This window comes from Sphingobacteriaceae bacterium GW460-11-11-14-LB5, assembly GCA_002151545.1.
Lineage (GTDB): Bacteria > Bacteroidota > Bacteroidia > Sphingobacteriales > Sphingobacteriaceae > Pedobacter.
In genome coordinates, this window is sequence record CP021237.1 from 4,833,027 (window position 1) to 4,853,630 (window position 20,604).

18 protein-coding genes are annotated in these 20,604 nt (G+C 38.1%); 12 read left to right on the top strand and 6 right to left on the bottom strand.

Features of this window, described 5'->3' with window-relative positions; all coding sequences use genetic code 11:
- Positions 1-43 precede the first annotated feature (43 nt).
- The 6 genes from CA265_19490 (at position 44) to CA265_19515 (ending at position 5,331) form a co-directional block, all read left to right on the top strand.
- On the top strand, positions 44-1,363 hold the full coding sequence (locus CA265_19490; GenBank protein ARS41715.1) for a polysaccharide biosynthesis protein: 1,320 nt from the start codon (positions 44-46) through the stop codon (positions 1,361-1,363).
- Positions 1,360-2,007 (top strand): FkbM family methyltransferase, encoded by a 648-nt coding sequence (locus CA265_19495; protein ID ARS41716.1) that lies wholly within the window; start codon positions 1,360-1,362, stop codon positions 2,005-2,007. The genes CA265_19490 and CA265_19495 overlap by 4 nt, the downstream gene beginning before the upstream one ends.
- A gap of 13 nt (positions 2,008-2,020) precedes the next feature.
- Positions 2,021-2,782, top strand: coding sequence for a methyltransferase type 11 (locus tag CA265_19500; protein ID ARS41717.1), 762 nt, complete (start codon positions 2,021-2,023; stop codon positions 2,780-2,782).
- Positions 2,783-3,305: 523 nt separating this feature from the next.
- Positions 3,306-3,716 (top strand): GxxExxY protein, encoded by a 411-nt coding sequence (locus CA265_19505; GenBank protein ARS41718.1) that lies wholly within the window; start codon positions 3,306-3,308, stop codon positions 3,714-3,716.
- 105 nt (positions 3,717-3,821) lie between these two features.
- Positions 3,822-4,739, top strand: a complete 918-nt coding sequence (locus CA265_19510; protein ARS41719.1) for a sugar transferase — start codon at positions 3,822-3,824, stop codon at positions 4,737-4,739.
- A gap of 136 nt (positions 4,740-4,875) precedes the next feature.
- On the top strand, positions 4,876-5,331 hold the full coding sequence (locus CA265_19515; GenBank protein ID ARS41720.1) for an aldehyde dehydrogenase: 456 nt from the start codon (positions 4,876-4,878) through the stop codon (positions 5,329-5,331).
- Positions 5,332-5,564: 233 nt separating this feature from the next.
- On the opposite strand, the gene CA265_19520 is transcribed toward CA265_19515, so the two are convergent.
- Positions 5,565-8,180, bottom strand: a complete 2,616-nt coding sequence (locus tag CA265_19520; protein ID ARS41721.1) for a cyanophycin synthetase — start codon at positions 8,178-8,180, stop codon at positions 5,565-5,567.
- A gap of 294 nt (positions 8,181-8,474) precedes the next feature.
- Between CA265_19520 and CA265_19525 the strand changes: the two genes are divergently transcribed.
- The 4 genes from CA265_19525 to CA265_19540 all read left to right on the top strand — a co-directional run bounded on the left by CA265_19525 (position 8,475) and on the right by CA265_19540 (position 13,420).
- Positions 8,475-9,350: a cyanophycinase gene (locus CA265_19525; protein ID ARS41722.1), complete on the top strand. Its 876-nt coding sequence runs from the start codon at positions 8,475-8,477 to the stop codon at positions 9,348-9,350.
- 72 nt (positions 9,351-9,422) lie between these two features.
- On the top strand, positions 9,423-10,265 hold the full coding sequence (locus tag CA265_19530) for an asparaginase (protein ID ARS41723.1): 843 nt from the start codon (positions 9,423-9,425) through the stop codon (positions 10,263-10,265).
- Between the two features lie 29 nt (positions 10,266-10,294).
- Complete coding sequence (locus CA265_19535; protein ID ARS41724.1) at positions 10,295-10,984, top strand: hypothetical protein; 690 nt, start codon at positions 10,295-10,297, stop codon at positions 10,982-10,984.
- Positions 10,985-11,230: 246 nt separating this feature from the next.
- Positions 11,231-13,420 carry a tail-specific protease gene (locus CA265_19540; protein ID ARS43065.1) on the top strand — a complete coding sequence of 730 codons (2,190 nt, stop codon included), beginning with the start codon at positions 11,231-11,233 and terminating at the stop codon, positions 13,418-13,420.
- 222 nt (positions 13,421-13,642) lie between these two features.
- Here the strand turns inward: CA265_19540 and CA265_19545 are convergent, their stop codons facing one another.
- The gene (locus CA265_19545; protein ARS41725.1) at positions 13,643-14,584 is read right to left on the bottom strand and encodes a protease; all 942 of its coding nucleotides are present in this window, start codon (positions 14,582-14,584) and stop codon (positions 13,643-13,645) included.
- Between the two features lie 91 nt (positions 14,585-14,675).
- Positions 14,676-15,998 (bottom strand): hypothetical protein, encoded by a 1,323-nt coding sequence (locus tag CA265_19550; GenBank protein ARS41726.1) that lies wholly within the window; start codon positions 15,996-15,998, stop codon positions 14,676-14,678.
- Positions 15,999-16,035: 37 nt separating this feature from the next.
- Here CA265_19550 and CA265_19555 point away from each other — a divergent pair, with 37 nt between their 5' ends.
- Both CA265_19555 and CA265_19560 read left to right on the top strand, forming a co-directional pair.
- Positions 16,036-18,078 (top strand): peptidase M13, encoded by a 2,043-nt coding sequence (locus tag CA265_19555; protein ARS41727.1) that lies wholly within the window; start codon positions 16,036-16,038, stop codon positions 18,076-18,078.
- A gap of 113 nt (positions 18,079-18,191) precedes the next feature.
- On the top strand, positions 18,192-18,377 hold the full coding sequence (locus tag CA265_19560) for a hypothetical protein (GenBank protein ID ARS41728.1): 186 nt from the start codon (positions 18,192-18,194) through the stop codon (positions 18,375-18,377).
- Positions 18,378-18,504: 127 nt separating this feature from the next.
- Here CA265_19560 and CA265_19565 read toward each other — a convergent pair whose 3' ends face one another.
- From CA265_19565 to CA265_19575, 3 genes are all read right to left on the bottom strand, one after another.
- Complete coding sequence (locus tag CA265_19565) at positions 18,505-18,687, bottom strand: hypothetical protein (protein ARS41729.1); 183 nt, start codon at positions 18,685-18,687, stop codon at positions 18,505-18,507.
- Between the two features lie 165 nt (positions 18,688-18,852).
- A complete protein-coding gene (locus CA265_19570; GenBank protein ARS41730.1) occupies positions 18,853-19,950 on the bottom strand; it encodes a capsule biosynthesis protein CapA in 1,098 nt (365 codons plus the stop codon).
- A gap of 90 nt (positions 19,951-20,040) precedes the next feature.
- Complete coding sequence (locus CA265_19575) at positions 20,041-20,598, bottom strand: glycoside hydrolase (GenBank protein ID ARS41731.1); 558 nt, start codon at positions 20,596-20,598, stop codon at positions 20,041-20,043.
- Between the last annotated feature and the right edge of the window lie 6 nt (positions 20,599-20,604).

The following is a 20,604-nucleotide window of genomic DNA, read 5'->3' on the forward strand; positions in this document are numbered from 1 at the left end:
GGCCTATCTAACTTAACGCACATTTTTTTACATCTTTGCGTTAATGAAATTACCCGCCATAAAAGGTTTTGACGAAGAAGCATTTAACAAGTATTTAAAAAATACGGGATGGGTCATATTTGGCAAGGGGCTCAGCCTTATTGTAAACGTACTAATTACAAGCTACCTAGGTCCTATTTTATTTGGAGATTTAAGTTTTGGATTGTCTTTGGTGGCAATACTTGCTGCAGTAGGCGCCTTAGGACTTGATACTTTCATTATCCGTGAAATTATTCAGGAGCCGAATAAGCGTGATGAAATTCTGGGGACTTCATTATGGCTCAGAATAGTTACAAACGGCTTGCTTATTCCTATTGCAATTGGTATTTACTTAATCAGCCACAATTTATCATCAAATCCCGGTACTCCCTTAACCTTACTTATTGGTCTACTTGCTTTCGCATCTTTTTTTAAATCATTTAATGTTATTGATGCATACTTTCAGTCTCAAGTACAATCCAAATACGTTGTACAGGTCCAGAATGTATGTCTGGTTACAATTTCAATAATTAAAGTAGCTATCATTGTTTTGTCGCTTCCCTTAATCTATATTGTCTTCGCATATGTTTTAGAAGGATTGATCTTGGCAGCAGGCCTGATAATTGTTTATCAGAAACGAGGCTTTAGTATTTTCAACTGGAGTTTTGACAAACAACGGGCGAAATCCTTATTAAGAAAATCATCGCCGCTCATCCTTTCGGCGGTAATGGTTTCCATTTACATGAAGATAGACGTGGTGATGCTAAAAAGCATTGGCAGTAAAGCCATTGGGATTTACAGTTCTGCACAAAACCTCAGCGAGGCATGGTATTTCATTCCGGTTGCAATTGTTACCTCTGTATTCCCTGCTTTATTAAATGCCCGAAAAACAGATCTGGACCGTTATCAAAAGCGGCTTAAAAACCTTTACGATCTACTAATTTTTATAAGTTTACCTGTTGCTTTATTTATCAGCTTTTTTGCTGCAGATATTATTCACCTTATTTACAGAGGCAAATATGATGGCGCTGGCCCCATGCTTTCCATTCATATCTGGTCGGGGATTTTTGTATTTCTGGGTACTGCAAGTTCTCAGTATTTAGTTGCCGAGGGCTTTACAAAAATCTCATTTTATAGAACAGCCGCAGGTGCTATAGTCAATATTCTGCTAAATCTTTGGTTAATTCCAAAATATGGCGGTGTAGGAGCATCAGTTGCTACCCTAATAGCCTGCTTTGTATCTACATTTTATCTTTTATTAATCCCTAAAACAAGACAACAGGGTATAATGATGTTAAAATCATTATTTTTGGTCACCGCATTTCAAAAAATATTTAAACGTTGAGTACTCTTAAAGCATTAACCACATTAATTGCTAAGCCAGGCAGGCTTAAGGCATTATTATCATACGGACATAAGGGCTACCTGAACAGCATTGGCTGGTTCACGGCTTTTGATAAAAAACAGGCAGTAGACGGTCAGGGAAAAGCATTGCCTTGGGTAACCTATTCGTTTATCGATTTTATTAAAGAACGTATTAACAAAACACAGCATATTTTCGAGTATGGCTCTGGCAGCTCTACTATTTTTTATGCCGAAAGGGCTGGATCGGTAACTTCTGTAGAGCATGATAAAGGCTGGTTTGATAAAGTTAAAAATACAAGTCCGGCCAATGCCGAAATGATCTTTTGCCAATTGGAAAAAGATGGAGAATATGCTAAAAAAGCAACCTTGCTTGATAAAAAGTTCGACATTATTATTGTTGATGGGCGTGATCGTGTAAACTGTTGCAAGTATAGTGTAGCAGCATTATCAGCAAATGGTGTATTGGTTTTGGATGATAGTGAGCGTGAAGTGTATAATCCTGCCCGTGTGCTTTTAAAGGCTCAGGGGTTTAAAGAAATCAGTTTCAGTGGGATTTCACCAGGTCTTTTTTACGAAAAAGCAACCTCAGTTTTTTACAAGCAGGATAATTGTTTAGGTATTTAAATCAGTACGCATCATGTTAAGCGAAGAAGTAAAAACGGCCTACGATAATTTTTATACCAATAGTGATGTAGCATGGAGAATGCTCGGTGCAAAATATAAAGCACAAAACATTATTGATGTTTGCAAAGGATTAAAACCTAAAAAAGTGCTCGAGGTTGGCGCCGGAGATGGCAGTATTTTACATTTTTTAAATGAATGGCATTTCACACCAGAATTGTATGCTTTAGAAATTGCGCAAAGTGGTGTCGACATTATAAAAGACCGTAACCTTGCTAGTTTAAAAGAAGCGCAGACTTTTGATGGATACAAAATTCCTTATGAAGATGATACTTTTGATTTGATTATTCTTGCGCACGTTTTAGAACATGTAGAACACGAAAGGATCCTGATCCGTGAATTGAAAAGAGTAGCCAAATATATTGTAGTAGAAGTACCTAAAGATTATCGTTTCGGTGTAGACCGTAGAATGAAACATTTTCTGGATTACGGGCACATTAACATGTACACGCCTACTTCATTAAGGTTTTTGTTGCAGAGTGAAGGTTTAGAAATTTTAGAAGATAAAGTATCAATGACTGCGCCAGAAACGGTAAAGTTTAATGAGTTTATCAATAGAAAAGCACCAAAAACGTTTGCTAAAAACTTAAAAATCGAGCTAGAATACCGGATCAAAAAGACTTTAGGTAACTGGTTTGGGAAGAAAAAGCAAGAGCAATTTGCTAATGCCTATACCGTGCTAACCAAAAAATCTGACCATAACTTACATATATTTTAGTGATTAAATGAGCGTATAGAGGCGAAGATCTAACCAAACTTATATGAACCTTAAACTTCTTATAAGGTGTAAGCCGTAACTGAATATACTGTTATCTTAATATTGGAATTTCATTGTGGCCATTTGAACCATATAAGAAATAGAAGAAAATATAAGTGTAATAGCTCCAACTACAAACTTTAGTTCAATAATAGAAAGTGCCAAAACATATGCTAAAAACATAAGAATAGAACTTGAATACCGGGTAAAAAAACCTTGTGTAATTGGTTTGGAAAGAAAAGACAAGAGTAGTTTGTTAATGCCTATACTTATATGAACCTTAAACCCCTTATGTGGTGAAACCGTAACTGGATATGTTATCTTAATAATTGAAATTTCATTGTGGCCATTTGAACCATATAAGAAATAGAAGAAAATATAAGTGTAATAGCTCCCACTACAAACTTTAAATTCAATATATTGCAATAGAAATTAAATTCTGTTAAAAATACATCCCTAGTTAATTATTTAATAAATACAAGGAATGTTATTAACTAGAAATTACTTAAAGGACTTAGTTTACAAGGTAAACGGAGCAGCCATTGAGGTTCACAGAACATTAGGTCCAGGGCTTTTAGAATGCACTTATCATAAATGCATGATTCACGAATTGGAAATCAGAAATATAAATTTCAAATCAGAGTTAACAGTCCCAATAGATTATAAAGGATTATTGATTGATTCAGAACTAAGGTGTGACTTATTAATTGAAGATGCTCTGGTAGTTGAGTTTAAAGCTGTTGAAAATATTGCACCAATCCATGTGGCCCAGCTACTAACTTATATGAAATTACTAAGGCTACCACTCGGACTAATGATAAATTTTAATTGTTTACATATCTTTTCGGAAGGCCAAAAAACATATGTAAACGAGATATATGAATCAATTTATTAGTATATTTTTGCTTTAACTTATATGAACCTTAAATTTCTTATATGGTAAAAGGTGTAGCCAACTTATTATTATGGTTAACCCTATAAAGCTTCAATCGTAAAACAAATGCAAAACCTTGCCCCAATAGCACTTTTCGTATATAACCGTCCGCAGCATACCGAGCGTACGTTACAATTCCTGCAACAAAATGAATTGGCTGCACAAAGTCATCTGTATATCTTTTCCGATGGTGCCAAAACCGTGCAGGATGAAGAAAAAGTTGCTGTGGTAAGAAAGATTATTAAAAAAGCCGAAGGTTTTAAATCGGTTAAGGTAATCGAAAGTAAGGCCAATGCAGGCTTAGCCAATTCGGTAATTGCAGGTGTAAGCCAATTAATAGCAGAACACGATCAGGTAATTGTTTTTGAAGATGACCTCGTTACCTCTCCACATACTTTAGCCTATTTCAACAATGCTTTAAATCATTACCGCGAAGAGGAAAAGGTAATGCATATTGGAGCCTACATGTATCCCTTAAAATCAGATAAACTTTCGCAATCTTTTTTCTACAGGGCAGCCACAAGCTGGGGCTGGGCCACATGGGGAAGGGCATGGAAAAACTTCGAACCCGATATTGACGTTCTGATAAAACAGTTTGATAAAAAGAAAAGAACGGCATTTTCCATCGATAATAAAATGAATTTCTGGAAACAGATGCAGGAGTTTAAGAAAGGGAAAAACAACAGTTGGGCCATAAGATGGTATGCTTCTATCTTTCTAAAAGGAGGCATCACACTTAATCCATCGCAATCACTCGTGAACAATATTGGGCATGATGGCACAGGTGTACACTCAGGAATAAACGACATCTATAATGTCATTATCAACCCCAAACCAATTGTCGAATTTCCAACCGTAATAGCTGAAGATCCCATAGCTTACAAAGCCATCAAAAGCTTTTTGATTAAACGGAAAGGCAATATGGTAACCCGTGTCAGGCGTTTTGTAAAAGAAAAGCTGGCGCAATATTTTTCAAAAAAATAATTAATCCACCACCATTCAGGTAGATCATCATAATGAGCTGATATAGCTTGTTGTTGTAGACAATTAAAAAAATGACAAACCTTTTTTTAATTGGCCATGTTGCTTATATAACATCGAAACTATAAAAATAAAAAACATGAAAACGACAACAGCAACAGCAGAGACATTAAACGACCTCATTCAAATTAATAACGACCGTATTGAAGGTTATGAAAAAGCGCGTCAGGAATTAAAAGACGGAGACGCTGATTTAAAGACCTTATTTTTAAATATGATAGGCGAAAGTCAAAAATATAAAATGGCTTTGGCTACTGAGGTAGCGGCATTGGGCGAAGATATTGAAACAGGAACGACCAATTCGGGTAAAATTTACAGGGCCTGGATGGATGTTAAAGCATTATTTACTGGTCATGATCGTAAAACCGTTTTAAACAATTGTGAGTTTGGCGAAGATGCTGCTCAAAATGCATACAAAATGGCACTGGAGGAAGAAGGTATTCCTTCAAATATCAGAGATTTAATTTCAGACCAAAAAGCATCGCTAAGAACATCTCATGATGAAATTAAAAGATTACGTGATGCGCAGGCATAGGTGAATTAAATATAAAAACGGAAAAAGCTCCTTCGATTAATTAATCGAAGGAGCTTTTTTTATAGTATACCGTCATGCTGAACTTGTTTTACAAGTAGAGGTATTATTTTTAATTGTCTTGTAGCTACTACGTGGTCAGCATCTATCCTGCTAGACTTTTAAGACCCTAAAATAAATTACCTTCAGTGACCTCGCTAAAGCTAGGTTGAGGGTGACGAATGTTTATTCTAATATTAAGATTCCAATTCCCGATCTAAGTGTTCGGTAACCCGTTGAATTGTATTATCGATGGTGTTACTTAAAATTGTTAAATAAGAACCCTTTTTAGCGGTTTCGATCGCAATCTGCAAACACTCAGTACTTTTATTGTTGATGATGATTTCTTTATTCGGATCAACTTCCTTAATGCCTTTCACCAGCAGGTCAACCAGTTCTTGTTGTTGTCTGCCACGGAGGTATTTCTCCTGACAAACATAAATTTTATCAAACATCTGTGCAGAAATGCGGGCAGTTTCGATAATATCTTCATCTCTTCTATCCCCTGTTGCCGAAATAATACCTACATGTTCAGTAGCTTCAACCCCTTGCAAGAAACCTTTTACGCCATTAAATCCATCCGGGTTGTGTGCAAAATCGACCAATACTTTAAAATCTTTGAACCTGAAAATATTCATCCTTCCCGGTGTATGGGCTGCTGAAGGAATAAATGTTTCTAACGATAAACGGATATCCTCAGGTTTATAGCCCCATAAATAGGTTGCCAGCGTTGCTGCAAGCACATTCTGAATCATAAAGTTTACAGACCCACCGAAAGTTAAAGGAATATGGGTGGCTTTATCTACCCTTAATTTCCAGTCGCCGGTTTTAATGGTAATGTATCCGTTTTCATAAATAGCTGCGATACCGCCTTTTCTACAATGTTCTTTAACGACAGGATTATTTTCATCCATGCTGAAATAAGCCACATTACAACGGGCGTCTTTGGCAATACGAACGCAATAACCATTATCTGCATTTAATACCGCCCAGCCTTTACGGCGCACTGCCCCAATCACAACAGCTTTAACCCGCGTTAAATCGTCCAGATTGTGGATATCAGAAATACCCAGGTGATCTTCCTGGATATTGGTCACTACGCCAATATCACAGGCATTAAATCCGAGCCCTGCTCTTAAAATTCCGCCCCGGGCAGTTTCCAGTACGGCAAACTCTACTGTCGGGTCTTTTAAAATAAACTCGGCACTTACCGGTCCGGTGGTATCACCCTTCATCAACATGGTATTGTGCACATATACCCCATCACTGGTGGTAAAACCTACGCGTTTACCATTGCTGCGGATAATGTGCGCAATTAATCGCGTGGTAGTGGTTTTTCCGTTTGTTCCGGTTACCGCAATAATTGGGATTTGTGATAACTTTCCTTGCGGATAAAGCATATCAATAACCGACGCAGCTACATTTCTAGGCAAACCTTCACTTGGTGCCAGGTGCATCCTAAATCCAGGTGCTGCATTTACCTCTAAAACCACCCCGCCATTTTCGGTTAAGGGTTGGGTAAGATTCTGCGCCATAATATCAATACCACAAATATCCAATCCGATTACCCTCGAAATCCTTTCACAAATAAAAATATTCTGTGGATGTACAATATCGGTTACATCGATAGATGTTCCACCAGTACTTAAATTTGCAGTAGATTTTAGATAAACCACTTCTCCCTTTTCAGGAATGGTTTCTAAAGTATATTCTTTTTTGGCCAGCAAATCCAAAGTATCACGGTCAACAGCAATTTCTGTTAACACATTTTCGTGACCATAACCACGACGTGGATCTTCATTCTCCTTATCGATTAACTCCTGAATGGTGTGAATTCCATTCCCCTTAATATGCGCAGGATCGCGTTGTGCCGCAGCAATTACTTTATGATCGATCACCAGCACACGAAAATCGAATCCGGTAATAAATTTTTCTATAATTACCTTTCTCGAATAGGTTTTGGCATATTCGAAAGCGGCAACAGCATCTTCCATCGTTTTCACATTAATGGTTGCACCTTTACCATGGTTGCCATCAAGTGGTTTAAAAACTAGAGGAAATCCAACTTTTTTAACGGATGCTTCCAGATCATCAGGATTTGAAATGGTTACCCCAGAAGCCACCGGAATGGCCGCTTCGGTAAGTAAACGTTTTGTTTCTTCCTTATTGCTGGCAATATCTACGGCAATGCTACTGGTTTTTTCAGTCATGGTTGCCCTAAAGCGAACCTGGTTTTTACCATAGCCCAATTGTACCAACGAACTTTTATTCAGCCTGATCCAGGGAATACTTCTGCTAACGGCTTCTTCCACAATAGAGCCTGTACTTGGCCCCAATGCTTCCAGCTCGCGGATTTCTTTCATCCTGCGGATATCGTGCTCTAAATCGTACTCTACGTTATTAATCAGGGCTTCGGCAATCTTAACTGCAGCTTCAGCAGCATAAACACCAACTTTTTCTTCCAGATAACTGAATACCACATTATAAATACCTTCCGTTTTAGTTTGACGTGTTCTGCCAAAGCCAGTTTCCATTCCGGCCAGTGTTTGGATTTCTAAAGCAATGTGTTCAATTACATGCCCCATCCATGTTCCTTCTTTCACCCGTGTAAAAAACCCGCCTTCTACGCCTTTAGAACAGCGGTGTGTAAACATGCTGGGCAACAATTTTTCTATCCGTTCACTAAACCCTTCAATCACGTTGGTTGGCTTTTGCTCTAAATCTTCCAGATCTAAGCGCATCTGGATTAATTTTTTCCGGCTAATTGACCATATATTTGGCCCTCTTAATACTTGTATGTTTGATATCTTCATGTAATGTTTTGTTCGTTTTTTATTTAAACAAGCGTTTGGGATGACCTTTTTAACTCAATTTTTAGAATGAAATTGATGACTGTAAATTATGCATTTATTTTGAAATTAGACGTCCCATTTACCTAAATCAATTTTAACGCCTATTTGTTTTACTTTCAAGCACAAGACCGTTAATTTTATGTTATAATATTTTAACTTTTGTTAATAAATTGAATATTCTTGACAAAAAAAGTCGTGTTTTTTATCTTAAGCCTATATATTTGGGTTTTTTGATACAATTATAATACACAACGAATGGTTCCGAAAGGTAAACTCATCATCATTGGTGGCGCAATAAATACAGGTAGCTTCGCAGAAACGCAATTTGGACTGCCTGATAACATGAATTTTTTTGAGCGTGGAATTTTAAAACGGATTACTACAGAATCATTAAGAGATACCCAATCTCGCTTCGAGATCATCACCACAGCATCATTAATGCCCGAAAAAGTAGGCGAAGAGTATATCAAGGCTTATGCACAATTAGATGTACATAATGTTGGGGTACTTAATATTACCAATCGCGAAGAAGCCAATTCAGATGAAAATTATGAACGTATCAAAGCCGCAGAGGTCATTATCTTTACCGGTGGCGATCAGCTTCGTCTTTCTTCAATTTTTGGCGGGACAAAAATCCACCAGATCCTGTTAGAAAAATATAGAAATGAACCTGTGGTTATTGCAGGTACTTCGGCTGGAGCCGCGGCAAGTTCTAAAAACATGATTTATCAGGGCAGCAGTAAAGATGCCTTACTTAAGGGAGAGGTTAAAATTACCGGTGGATTAGGTTTTATTGATGATGTTATTGTAGATACACACTTTGTTCAACGCGGCAGAATTGGTCGTTTGTTATACGCCGCCGCCAGCAATCCTGGTATTTTAGGCATTGGGCTCGGCGAAGATACCGGACTTTTCATCTCTGATGGCCATACCATGGAAGCCATTGGTTCAGGTATGGTGATTTTAGTAGATGGACGTAATATGGCCGACACCAATTTAACTGATGTAGAAATGGGACAACCTGTTTCCATTAAAAACATGGTGGTACACGTCATGTGCGATGGCGACGTTTATGATTTAACAGACCATAGTTTAGTGATCCATCATCCAAAGGTTGTACCGATAGCCTAAAAAGGTTTAAGGTGGAAGGTTTAGGGTTTAAGGCCTAAGCCTATTAAATGTCTCAATACTCAAATCTAGCAGATGAAACTAATCATACATGGCGGCTTTTTCAGCGAATCGTCTACCAACCAGGAAACAAAAAAAGCTAAACAAGATGCATTAGCTTCGATTGTTACGCTCGGACACGAATACCTAAAAACACATACCGCATTAGAGACCGTGGTTTATACGGTTGCTTTGCTGGAAGATAATGAGCTGTTTAACGCTGGTATTGGTTCGCAGATCCAAAGCGATGGAAAGGTGAGGTTAAGCGCAGCCTTAATGGATGGTAAAACTGAAAAATTTAGCGGCGTCATTAATGTAGAGGAGGTTAAAAATCCGATACAAATTGCACAACACCTGTTACCTTATGATGACCGGGTACTCAGTGGTGATGGCGCACAACAATTTGCAAGAGCAAATGGATTTGAATATTTCAACCCGATTACCGCGCAGCGCCAGTCAGAATACGAAGCTAAATTGAACCAAAAAAACAATAAAGGAACCGTAGGCTGTGTAGCACTTGATGCAGATGGAAATTTAGCAGCAGCAACCTCCACCGGGGGAAAAGGGTTCGAAATCCCTTGCCGCGTAAGCGATTCTGCTACCGTGGCAGGCAACTACGCTAATCAATATGCAGGTATCTCCTGTACCGGGGTAGGCGAAGATATTGTAAGCGGTGCTTTAGCCGCCAAAATTGTAACCCGTGTTACGGATGGATTTTCTTTAAAGGATGCATCAGACAAATCCTTTGCCGAACTGAAAGCTTTTGATGGCTTTGCAGGCATTGTAGGCATTTCTGCTGCAGGCGAAGTATACCATTGCGACTCGCATCCATACATGGTTTGGGCATCTTTTGATGTTAATTTACAGGTATTTAGCTAAAATTAGATTTAAAGTATTATTTTTGTTGCATGACCAAGATTGTATTGGCTTTAATCGGCCTTTTTGCATCATTACAACTACAAGCTCAAAACATAGATAAATCTGAGATCCAAGAACCTAATGGTAGTGCTATAAATATTGCAGTATCTAAATTTGATTTGGAAGACGGCAATTCTTTTTTTGAGGAAGCAGAAGACTTAGAGCGAAAAGGCGATTACAATGAAGCCCTCACCTTATTTGGCAAAGCAGCTTTCGAATATAATGCCGTAAAAAACTTCAACAGGTACGGACAGGCCGTTATCAAGATGAGCAGTATGCATTATCAACTTGGCCGTTTCACGGATGCGGAGCAGATTCTTTTAAATGTGGCGTTAAAAAATTATTCTAAAACTGGAAACAGAGCAGGCGTAATGAACACGTATAATCTTTTGGGCAAAGTTTACCTGGCCAATACCAAGTACACCCAATCCATGTGGTTTTACACCCAACAAGGTATTCTGGCAAAACAGTTAAAAAGCAATAATTCTTACATTGAATCCATTTTAGGCATTGTTCAGGTTAAAATTAAAAAGAAAGATTTTACCCTTGCACTGAGAGACCTGAAATCGGCTGAATGGCTGGCCAACTCTATCAAAAGCACGCAATACAAGGCACAAATCAAAGATGCCAGAGAAATGATTGCCAGCAAAACCACCAGCAAAAAGGTAAATCCTAGCTAATTTAAATATTTATTTTCCCGTAAATCTTACTACATTACCCATCATATAGGCTTTAAAGGTCTGTAATTGGTCAAATTTTGAGTGTCAATCAAAACAAAAAATAACGCGCAACGTTCTACATAAGAAATTGTTAAATAAAAAGCTTTTAGTTAGATTTGATAAAGTTTTAACAAGAGACGGTAATAATGCTGTCTCTTTTTTGTTTTTTTGCTAAAATGGTATCATATTGGCTATATAGAATTGGAAATGGATTTTAAATCATTTAAAGAGATGTTAAAGAGAATATTTTTTGTAATTTTTACTGCGGCAGTACTTGCTTGTCATGCTGCACCTAAAACTCAGCCAATGGTTGAGGGTGTTACCAATGTGAAACCAGACGAGCAGCAACAACTTGTGATAAAAGAGGTTGTCAATTTGATCGAGAGTTATAATTATAAAAAAATTCAGATCAACGATTCTATATCTTCGATTATTTTAGATAAGTATATCAAGTCGCTGGATCAGGGCAAAAATTACTTTTTGGCTTCAGATATCAAGGAATTTGAAAAATACAGATATACTTTAGATGATGATTTCAAAAATGGCGATCTAAGTGGCCCGTTTTTCATCTATAACGTTTATGCCAAAAGGTTAAACGAATATTTCACCTATTCTTTAGCGCAGATTAAAACCAAATACGATTTTAATCAAACCGACAGCTATGTTTACGACAGGGAGAAACAGCCTTGGGCAACTTCTTCAGCGGCCTTAAACGATACCTGGAAAAAACGTATTAAATATGAACTGATTAATTTAAATCTGGCTGGCACTGCCGAAGCCAAGAACGTAGAAACCTTAACTAAGCGTTACCAGAACCTACAATCGCAGACTTCAAAAACCAATAATCAGGATGTTTTCCAGATTTTGATGGATGCCTTTACTGAATCTATTGATCCACATACCAATTATTTTAACCCAACCAATGCAGCAGCATTTAACGAAGATATGTCTCGTTCTTTCGAAGGCATTGGTGCCCGTTTACAATTAGAAAACGAAGTCGTTAAAATTTCTGAAATTATTGCTGGCGGACCTGCATTTAAAGGCAAACAACTAAGTGCTGGCGACCGCATTATTGCCGTAGCCCAGGGTGATGGAGAATTTGTAGATGTGGTAGGCTGGAGATTGGATAACACCGTATCTAAAATTAAAGGTCCGAAAGGAACCAAGGTGCGTTTAAAAGTAATCCCAGTTGGAAAAGAAATGTCGTCTAAACCGGTAATTATCGATCTAGTTCGCGATAAAATTGTTTTAGAAGAAACATCGGCCAAGAAAAAAGTTAAAACCATTAATAGCAATGGTAAAGATTATAAAATCGGCATTATCACCCTTCCAGCCTTTTATGCTGATTTTAAAGCGGCTAATGCAGGTGATAAAAACTACAAAAGCACCACCCGTGATGTTAGAAAATTAATCGACTCCTTAAAAACTTACGATAAGGTAAATGCCATTGTAATGGATTTACGCGGAAACGGTGGAGGTTCACTAGTTGAAGCCATTTCATTAACGGGTTTATTTATCGATAAAGGACCTGTTGTTCAGGTAAAAGATTTACGCGGTAAAATTGAAGTAGATGAAGATGAAAACAGCGGTGTAGCCTGGGATGGCCCTTTTGGCGTGATGGTAGACCGTTTAAGCGCGTCAGCATCTGAAATCTTTGCCGGAGCAATACAAGATTATGGACGTGGTATTATTATGGGTAGCCAAACCTATGGTAAAGGTACCGTTCAGTCTTCTATCGATTTAAACAAACTGGTAAACCCAAGTATGTTGCAAAGGGTGGCCGGATTAATTTCTAAAGATAAAACAGTTGGTACATCCCCAAGCGGAGCAAATCCGGCTGATATTAATTTAGGACAGATTAACCTAACCATGGCTAAATTTTACCGTGTAGCAGGAAGCAGCACGCAGCATAAAGGTGTAACACCTGATGTTGTTTTCCCTTCAGTTTATCCGATGGATAAAATTGGTGAAGATACTGAATCATCAGCATTACCATGGGACGTTATTCCAAGCTCAAGCTTTAAACCGGTTGCAAATCTGACTCCTGTTAAAGCACAGTTAATCAAAAATAGCGAACAGCGTATTGCAAATTCATTGGATTTTAAATACCTGAAACAAGATATTGCGGATCTTAAAAAACGCGATACTGAAGTTTCTGTAACTTTAAATGAAGCAAAACTTAAAGCCGAGCGCGATGCGCAGGAAGCTAAAACACTTGCCAGACAGAATGAATTAAGAGCGCTGAGAGGCTTGCCTGCCATTAAAAAAGGAGATAAGATTACCAAGCAAGATGCTTTCGATTTTATTGAAGATGAATCGTTAAAAGTAATGGGCGATTTTATGCAGCAATCTGGCAACTATGTGATGAACTTAGGCGTGATGCCAAAGAATAACTAAAAAGAAATATATTCAACAAAAAGGCCGCTTTAGCAAAACTAAAGCGGCCTTTTTTATAATTGGATTTCAGAGTTGTCAACTTTAATAACCAATTTGCTAGAAAGTTGACAACTCTAAAGGCAATTTTCTCGTGGTGTCGGATATTTCTATCCGACACTGAATGACATTTATCTTTTTATTTATATTAACTGTCAGATGGTAACATCTGACAGCACTAAAGAATTACCCCTTCTTCGCCGTTGGCTCAGTCTGTTTGTTTAACTGCATGGCCATCATTTCTTTCATGGTCCTGTTCATGCCTTCACTGCTTCCATCAAGGAAAATCACGTTTCCATCACCATTCTCTGCAAAGTGTTTAATCGATTCCGTCCACATGGTAAATAAGATTACCGAAATATCCAGATTGGCTTGTTCCATTTCCTGAGCGGCTTTACTCATCCCATGCGCAACCTCGGCACGGAATAAAGCAATACCCTGCCCGCGCAACTGTGCAGCCTCACGCTCGGCAGTAGCCGCAATTTTGATAGCATTACCATCCGCTTCGGCAGCTTTGGTTTTGGTAATCAATAAGGCCTGACCTTCATTCTCAGCCGCTGCTTTTAAGTTGTTTGAAGCTACCACGCGACTCATCGAACGCATAATTTCTTCATCAAAAGTAATATCATTCAATTGAAGATCCTGAAGATGGTAACCCCATCCGTCTAAAACCTGATCAATCTGTTCCTTCACATGAAGCACAATTTCATTACGTTGTGCCAAAACATTTGCCTGCTTTTGTGTGGCCACATATGCCCTAATCGAACCTTCGATGGTTCTGATTAATGCCTGCATTAAGTTGGTTGCATCTACAAACTTAAAAGCTACATTTTTAATTGTTTCCTCATCCTGGTTCACCACAGAATACAATAGCATGGCCTTAAAATATACATTGGCCTGATCTTGCGTTACCGCTTGAAAGGATAGCTCAACCGAGCGGTTTTGAATGGAAATACGAGAATAAATCTGCTCTATTAATGGAATTTTAAAGTTTAAGCCTGGTCTTAACTGGCGGCGGTATTTACCGAAAACGGTTACCACCGCAATGGTTCCCTGTTTAACAGTAACAAAGGAGCTCAGCAGGATGATAAATCCTACCACAGCTATAATGTAAATGGTGTATTGCATAATTAGATTTTTTTATGAAGTTATAAAAAATAAATGCAATATACCTAGACCTCTAATTCGTGATGGATTTAAAAAGCGCGGTTCCGCCGGGCTAAGGGCTATATATAAAATCGTAAGGAAGTTGTTCAGCGAGCCTCCTGTTTCCCATATCCCCGGTCATCAATAACCAGTTTGGTGTTACGTATCCCATAGGATCTATCACTACACCTTCTTTATCAGTTAAATGTAACAGTGTTTTTAGGTCCACAGTTGATAACTCTTTAATTGCACCCAAACGCAACATGGTCAAACCTCCCAGCATGTTATGATTTCGTTTATATACCACCATAAGTGTATCATTAAACTTGAACGTCATTTTGTGATTTAGGCTATCGAAGCTCAAAAACTGTTTGTAATCCACCCTCGTGGTATCCCACTTTAAAATGCTGCTTTGCATCAATACTTTTTTATAATACGAGGCCGAATCAGGGTTATCTGATAATTTAAGTAACGCATTGCCAGTTCGCCCAGCCGCCATTTTAGCCGCTCTATATTGTTGCACAGCTCTAAAAACATTTTCCCGCTCTATATTCTTTACAGCGGTATAACGGTACACTTGAAAGTTTTCTTTTTCGAGCGTATTTGCATACAAGCTTCTATAAAAATGCATCCTTGATCCTAAATAATTAACCTTGATCGCTAATTGTCTGCTTTTATTTGGTTTATTGCCAAAACCATCATAATAAGCGTAAGAGCTGTAGGTAAGGTTATCATCGGTAAAGTGATAACCAAACTCATAAATATCCAGATGCACGAGGCAGTCCATAGCACTATTTTTGATCAGAATCGGCTTTTCAGCTATTACTTCCAGGTATTGTTTATCCTCATCATAATAAAATTTAATGTCGTTCGGATTCATTATTTTACAATTACGCCGATTAAACGGATTGTTACCCAATAAAAGCATCGAAAAAAGATCTCCCCATTTGTTCCAGTCGTTTTTACCGGTACTTACCGTTACTTCCATAAGGCTATTGATTTTTTCTTTTAGCAAAATGGTGTAATTGGTAAGGTTAGCACTGGTATTAACGGTTTTACTTTCGTAGCCAATAGCAGAAATCACCAGGTCGCTATAAAGCCTTTTGGTGTATAATTTAAACTGCCCTTTCTCATCGCTTGTTGCACCAATTTGGGTATTATTAAAATATACACTTGCATTTTCAACAGGCTGTTTGGTTTCGGCATTTAAAATCTTTCCCTGTATCGTAATTTGGGCAGAAACTAAAGTTACTATGCAAGAAAAGAATATGCATAAAGAGGTCTTTTTGAGTAGCGTTTTATTCATTGTTAAATATTTGGCTGATAGCGTTTGTTGTATATCTATGTAAGAATTTGATGAAGTTATAAAAAAATTCATACAAACTACATCAGGCATTTTGTAGCTTTAAGCTTTTCTAACTAACTTATATACAATGAAAATTAAATTATTTCTTCCGGCTGCCGGCGTATTGCTTTTTGCTGCCTGCCAGAATAAAAGCCATCAGGATGCCGATGTGGCGAATGCGCGCACCGAATTTTTCGATAAAGCCGGCATGGACACTACTGTAAAACCAGGTGATAACTTTTTCCTGTATGCCAACGGGAAATGGATGAAAAACACCGAAATTCCAAAAACCGAAACAGGTTGGGGTTCTTTTTACACCCTATATAACGATAACCTGAAGAACCTGAACAACATTCTGGAAAACGCTTCAAAAGCCAATGCAGCCAAAGGAAGTACTGAACAGAAAGTTGGCGATTTCTACACCAGTGGAATGGACACGCTTACCATCGAAAAGTTAGGCATCGAACCTATAAAACCGCTCTTAAGTAAAATAGAAGGGATTAAAAATGATCAGGATTTAATCAACTTTGTTGCCGATGGTTATAAAAATGGCGAAGGGGATTTATTGGGCTTTGGTGTAGAACCTGATGACAAATTAAGCACCAAAAATGCTTTATCATTTTCGCAGGCTGGCCTTACCCTGCCAGACCGCAGTTATTATTTAGAACAAGACGAGAAGGCGAAGAAAATCAGGGTAGAGTACATCAAATACATCACCAAAATTTTTAGCCTCGCTGGCGATTCTTTAAATGCAGCAAAATATGCTGATAACATTTTAAAACTCGAAACAGCAATTGCCCAGTCGCATTCAACTCCTGTTCAGCTGCGCGATCCGCAGAAAAACTATAACAAAATGACCGTGGCTGATTTTCAAAAACAGACTCCAAATATTGAATGGAAATCCGTTTTAAGTAAACTGGGCGCAAGTACTGATACTGTTATTGTTAGACAGCCAAAATATTATCAAACCTTATCAGCCCTGGTAAAAAGCCAGCCTATCGAAATCTGGAAGGAAAAATTAAAGTTTGATGCTTTAAACAGATCGGCCAATGCTTTTACCAAAAAATTCAGAGATGCTAAATTCGATTTTTTCTCTAAAACGCTATATGGTCAACAGGCGCCAACAGAAAGATGGAAAGCCATTGTAAATGCTACTGATCGCAATTTAGGTGAGCTTTTAGGTCAATTATATGCCGAAAAGTATTTTAAGCCAGAGGCCAAGGAGCGTATGTTAACTTTGGTAAACAATTTACAGAAAGTATACGCAGAAAGAATCCAGAAGGTAGATTGGATGACCCCGGAAACCAAAAAGAAAGCTTTAGAAAAATTAAACGCATTTATCAAAAAGATCGGCTATCCTGATAAATGGAAAAAGTACGATGATGTTGAGGTTTCGAAAAACACGTATTATGCAAACCTTCAGTCGGCCAGTAAACATGCCTACAAGGAAATGATGGATAAGCTGGGCAAAAATGTAGATAAAACCGAGTGGGGAATGACTCCACCAACAGTTAATGCCTATTACAATCCGTCTTTCAACGAAATTGTTTTTCCGGCAGGAATTTTACAGTTCCCGTTCTTTGAATTTGCCGCTGATGATGCCATTAACTATGGTGCAATAGGTGCTGTAATTGGTCACGAAATGACACATGGTTTTGATGATCAGGGTCGCCAGTATGATGCCGTTGGCAACCTAAAAGAATGGTGGACAAAAGCTGATGCCGATAAATTTAAAGCCAAAGCAGGTAAAGTAGAAACATTTTACAACAACTTCTCGCTGTTGGATAATCAGCATGTAAATGGTTCGTTAACCTTAGGGGAAAACCTTGCCGATATTGGCGGATTAAACATCGCCTACGATGCCTTTAAATTAACAGAACAAGGGAAAGGCGATAAAAAGATTGATGGTTTTACCCCCGATCAACGTTTCTTTTTAAGCTTTGCCCAGGTATGGAGAATTAAAACCCGCGACGAAAGCATGCGCGTGAGATTAAAAACAGATCCACATAGTCCGGAGATGTTCAGGGTAAACGGACCTGTGTATAATATGGAAGCATTTTACAAAGCTTTCAACATTCCTGCAACCGCAAAAATGTACATAACTCCGGCAAACCGTTTAGGTGTTTGGTAAGTTATCCTTCACCCCATAAAAGAAGCCCATTTCAGTTGATGAGATGGGCTTCTTTGTTTGTTTAAAACAAAATCGATCATATTTTGTCTTTACCTTATTAAATAATAAACCATATGAATGTAAAACGCACTTTTGGAACAATATTAACCGTACTGGGCATAATTGGATTAATATACGCTGGCTATGGCTTTGTTAGCCACAGCGAAAACACAAGGGGATTGATGGTTTACGGCATCATCGGACTTATATTCTTTGTATCGGGAATTGGCCTGGTGAAGAACACCAAGGACGAAAGTTAGTCAGGCTTTTCTCCTGAACTTTTTAGATAGCACAAAAAGTAAAACCGCCGCTCCGATGGCTAAAGCAAGGTAGATGCTATCTTTAGCATTTCCAGTCTTTGTGACCTGGAGTATAGTCGCAATCATACTATTGCTTCTTTTTGTGCTTGATAATCTGGTACTGGCTAAAAGCGACCAGGCAACCCGCCAGAATAATAATCCCTGCCGACAGTAAATTATCGGGGTTTTGGTTGATGTAGTAGGCTGCTGCCAGTACTAAAATAGCGGCGGCTATACCTATAATATAATGAAGTATTAATCCTTTTTTCATCCCTATGATGTTGTTTTAATCAATGATGAAGCTATCATGAGTAGTGTGGTAACGGTGTTCAAGAAGGCTTGAGCCGTTTATTCCTGTCACTAGGTGATTTAAAAAATCATGATGCTTTCATCCAACAAATATTCTGAAATAAATTGAGATTGATGTCGGAGAAAATTAATCTTTTAAACTAATCCTGTTATCTGCGAATTTTAACTGATGGCCAACAAAATCAATATCTGTCAGTTCTTTAATTCGTTTGAAGGCACCATGATTTTCATCGAGGGTTAAACGGCTAACCTTATCCTGTTTAACTGATACAATATCGGCATACAAAAAATCACCCTTAGCATTTACTTTTAACTGAAGCAAGGGCGCAATGCCGTTATTGCCTTTTAGGCTAAACATACCATAGGTGCAAAAATTACCTAAGCTGTAAGCGATGAATTTATTTTTATACACTTCAACAGCGCGGGTTACATGCGGACCATGTCCCAATACCACATCAGCACCAGCATCAATAACAGCATGTGCAAAGGCGTAAACATTCCCTCTGTTTTCTTTATAAAAAATCTCATTTTTACGGGGAACATGTTCAAACCTTGCGCCTTCACCACCACCATGAAAAGAGACAATCACAATATCGGCCATCAATTTTAGACGGGCAACCAAAGCTTTGGCGCTGTCGATTTTATTGATCGATACCGTATTCTCGTTCGGCGCAAAAGCACAGAAGGCATACTTTACATTGTCTTTTTCAAAAACTTCAAAAGGTTTATTTACCTGTCCAGCATAATGGATCTGCAGCGAGTCTAAAATCCTGGCTGTATTTTTTCTTCCCCTGGCATCAAAATCACCCACATGGTTGTTGGCGATACTCAAAACATTAAATCCTGCATCCTTGTATATCCCGGCATAACGTTCCGGCATTCTAAAAGCGTAACAGTTATTCGGGTTAATGCCATTGCATTTGTTCGAATTGCCTGAGTTAAGGAAACAACCTTCCAGGTTACCAAAAACAATATCTCCTTTTAATAAACTATCTACTGCCTGAAAACTGTTTACAGCATCATCAGGAGGGAGGTTTGTTTTGGATGGAAAAGCAGAGCCAAGCATAATATCGCCTACTGCCGTAATGGATATGGTATCTTTTATTTTTCTGATCACCGTATCTTGTTTGGCTACAGGTGTAGTAATCTGCGCATTATTGCTCGTGCAGCTAATTAAAATAATTAGCGCAAGAGCGGATATTATAAGGGTATTGATAAACTTCATTCTTGATTTAGATGTATAAAAAAATCCTCCAAAATTTCTTCAGGAGGATTGTATATGTTTTTAACTGTTAACTGAAAAATGTCAACTGATCTATTCTACTGTAAATTCTTTCTTAAACGATTCTAACACACGCCCACCTTTGTAAAAATAACGGCTGTAATAAGGTTCGTTGAGGTTGCTGATTACGACACCACGAGAGCTTGATGCATGTGCAAACCTGTTATCGCCCAGGTAAATACCAACATGTGAAATACTTCTGCTTTTAATCTTGAAGAAAACCAAATCACCTTCTTTTAAATCTTCTTTAGAAAGTGGATCTACCATACTAAAAATATCTCGCGAGTTTCTTCTGATGGTGGTGTTGAAAACTTTATCGTAAATCGCTTTAGTGAAAGCCGAACAGTCTATCCCTCTTTTGGTGTTTCCACCATAACTATAAGGTGTTCCGATCCATTCGTAAATAAATTTGTACAGTTTTAAATTCGAAGTTGCATCTACCGCAACACCCATAACCTGCGAAAAATATTGCGATGCAAGGTTGTCGGGATCATTTAATTCTTTACCAGATTCTTTTGTTTTTGTTTGCGCAAATGCGGCTGAGAGCGTGCAAATAGCAATTAGAGTAGAAAACAAAAATTTTTTAATCATGTTATA

Coding starts and splice junctions, on each gene's coding strand:
- CA265_19490 (ARS41715.1), top strand. CDS start 44: ATGAAATTACCCGCCATAAAAGGTTTTGACGAAGAAGCATTTAACAAG.
- CA265_19500 (ARS41717.1), top strand. CDS start 2,021: ATGTTAAGCGAAGAAGTAAAAACGGCCTACGATAATTTTTATACCAAT.
- CA265_19505 (ARS41718.1), top strand. CDS start 3,306: ATGTTATTAACTAGAAATTACTTAAAGGACTTAGTTTACAAGGTAAAC.
- CA265_19510 (ARS41719.1), top strand. CDS start 3,822: ATGCAAAACCTTGCCCCAATAGCACTTTTCGTATATAACCGTCCGCAG.
- CA265_19515 (ARS41720.1), top strand. CDS start 4,876: ATGAAAACGACAACAGCAACAGCAGAGACATTAAACGACCTCATTCAA.
- CA265_19520 (ARS41721.1), bottom strand. CDS start 8,180: ATGAAGATATCAAACATACAAGTATTAAGAGGGCCAAATATATGGTCA.
- CA265_19525 (ARS41722.1), top strand. CDS start 8,475: ATGGTTCCGAAAGGTAAACTCATCATCATTGGTGGCGCAATAAATACA.
- CA265_19530 (ARS41723.1), top strand. CDS start 9,423: ATGAAACTAATCATACATGGCGGCTTTTTCAGCGAATCGTCTACCAAC.
- CA265_19535 (ARS41724.1), top strand. CDS start 10,295: ATGACCAAGATTGTATTGGCTTTAATCGGCCTTTTTGCATCATTACAA.
- CA265_19540 (ARS43065.1), top strand. CDS start 11,231: ATGGATTTTAAATCATTTAAAGAGATGTTAAAGAGAATATTTTTTGTA.
- CA265_19545 (ARS41725.1), bottom strand. CDS start 14,584: ATGCAATACACCATTTACATTATAGCTGTGGTAGGATTTATCATCCTG.
- CA265_19550 (ARS41726.1), bottom strand. CDS start 15,998: ATGCCTGATGTAGTTTGTATGAATTTTTTTATAACTTCATCAAATTCT.
- CA265_19555 (ARS41727.1), top strand. CDS start 16,036: ATGAAAATTAAATTATTTCTTCCGGCTGCCGGCGTATTGCTTTTTGCT.
- CA265_19560 (ARS41728.1), top strand. CDS start 18,192: ATGAATGTAAAACGCACTTTTGGAACAATATTAACCGTACTGGGCATA.
- CA265_19565 (ARS41729.1), bottom strand. CDS start 18,687: ATGAAAAAAGGATTAATACTTCATTATATTATAGGTATAGCCGCCGCT.
- CA265_19570 (ARS41730.1), bottom strand. CDS start 19,950: ATGAAGTTTATCAATACCCTTATAATATCCGCTCTTGCGCTAATTATT.
- CA265_19575 (ARS41731.1), bottom strand. CDS start 20,598: ATGATTAAAAAATTTTTGTTTTCTACTCTAATTGCTATTTGCACGCTC.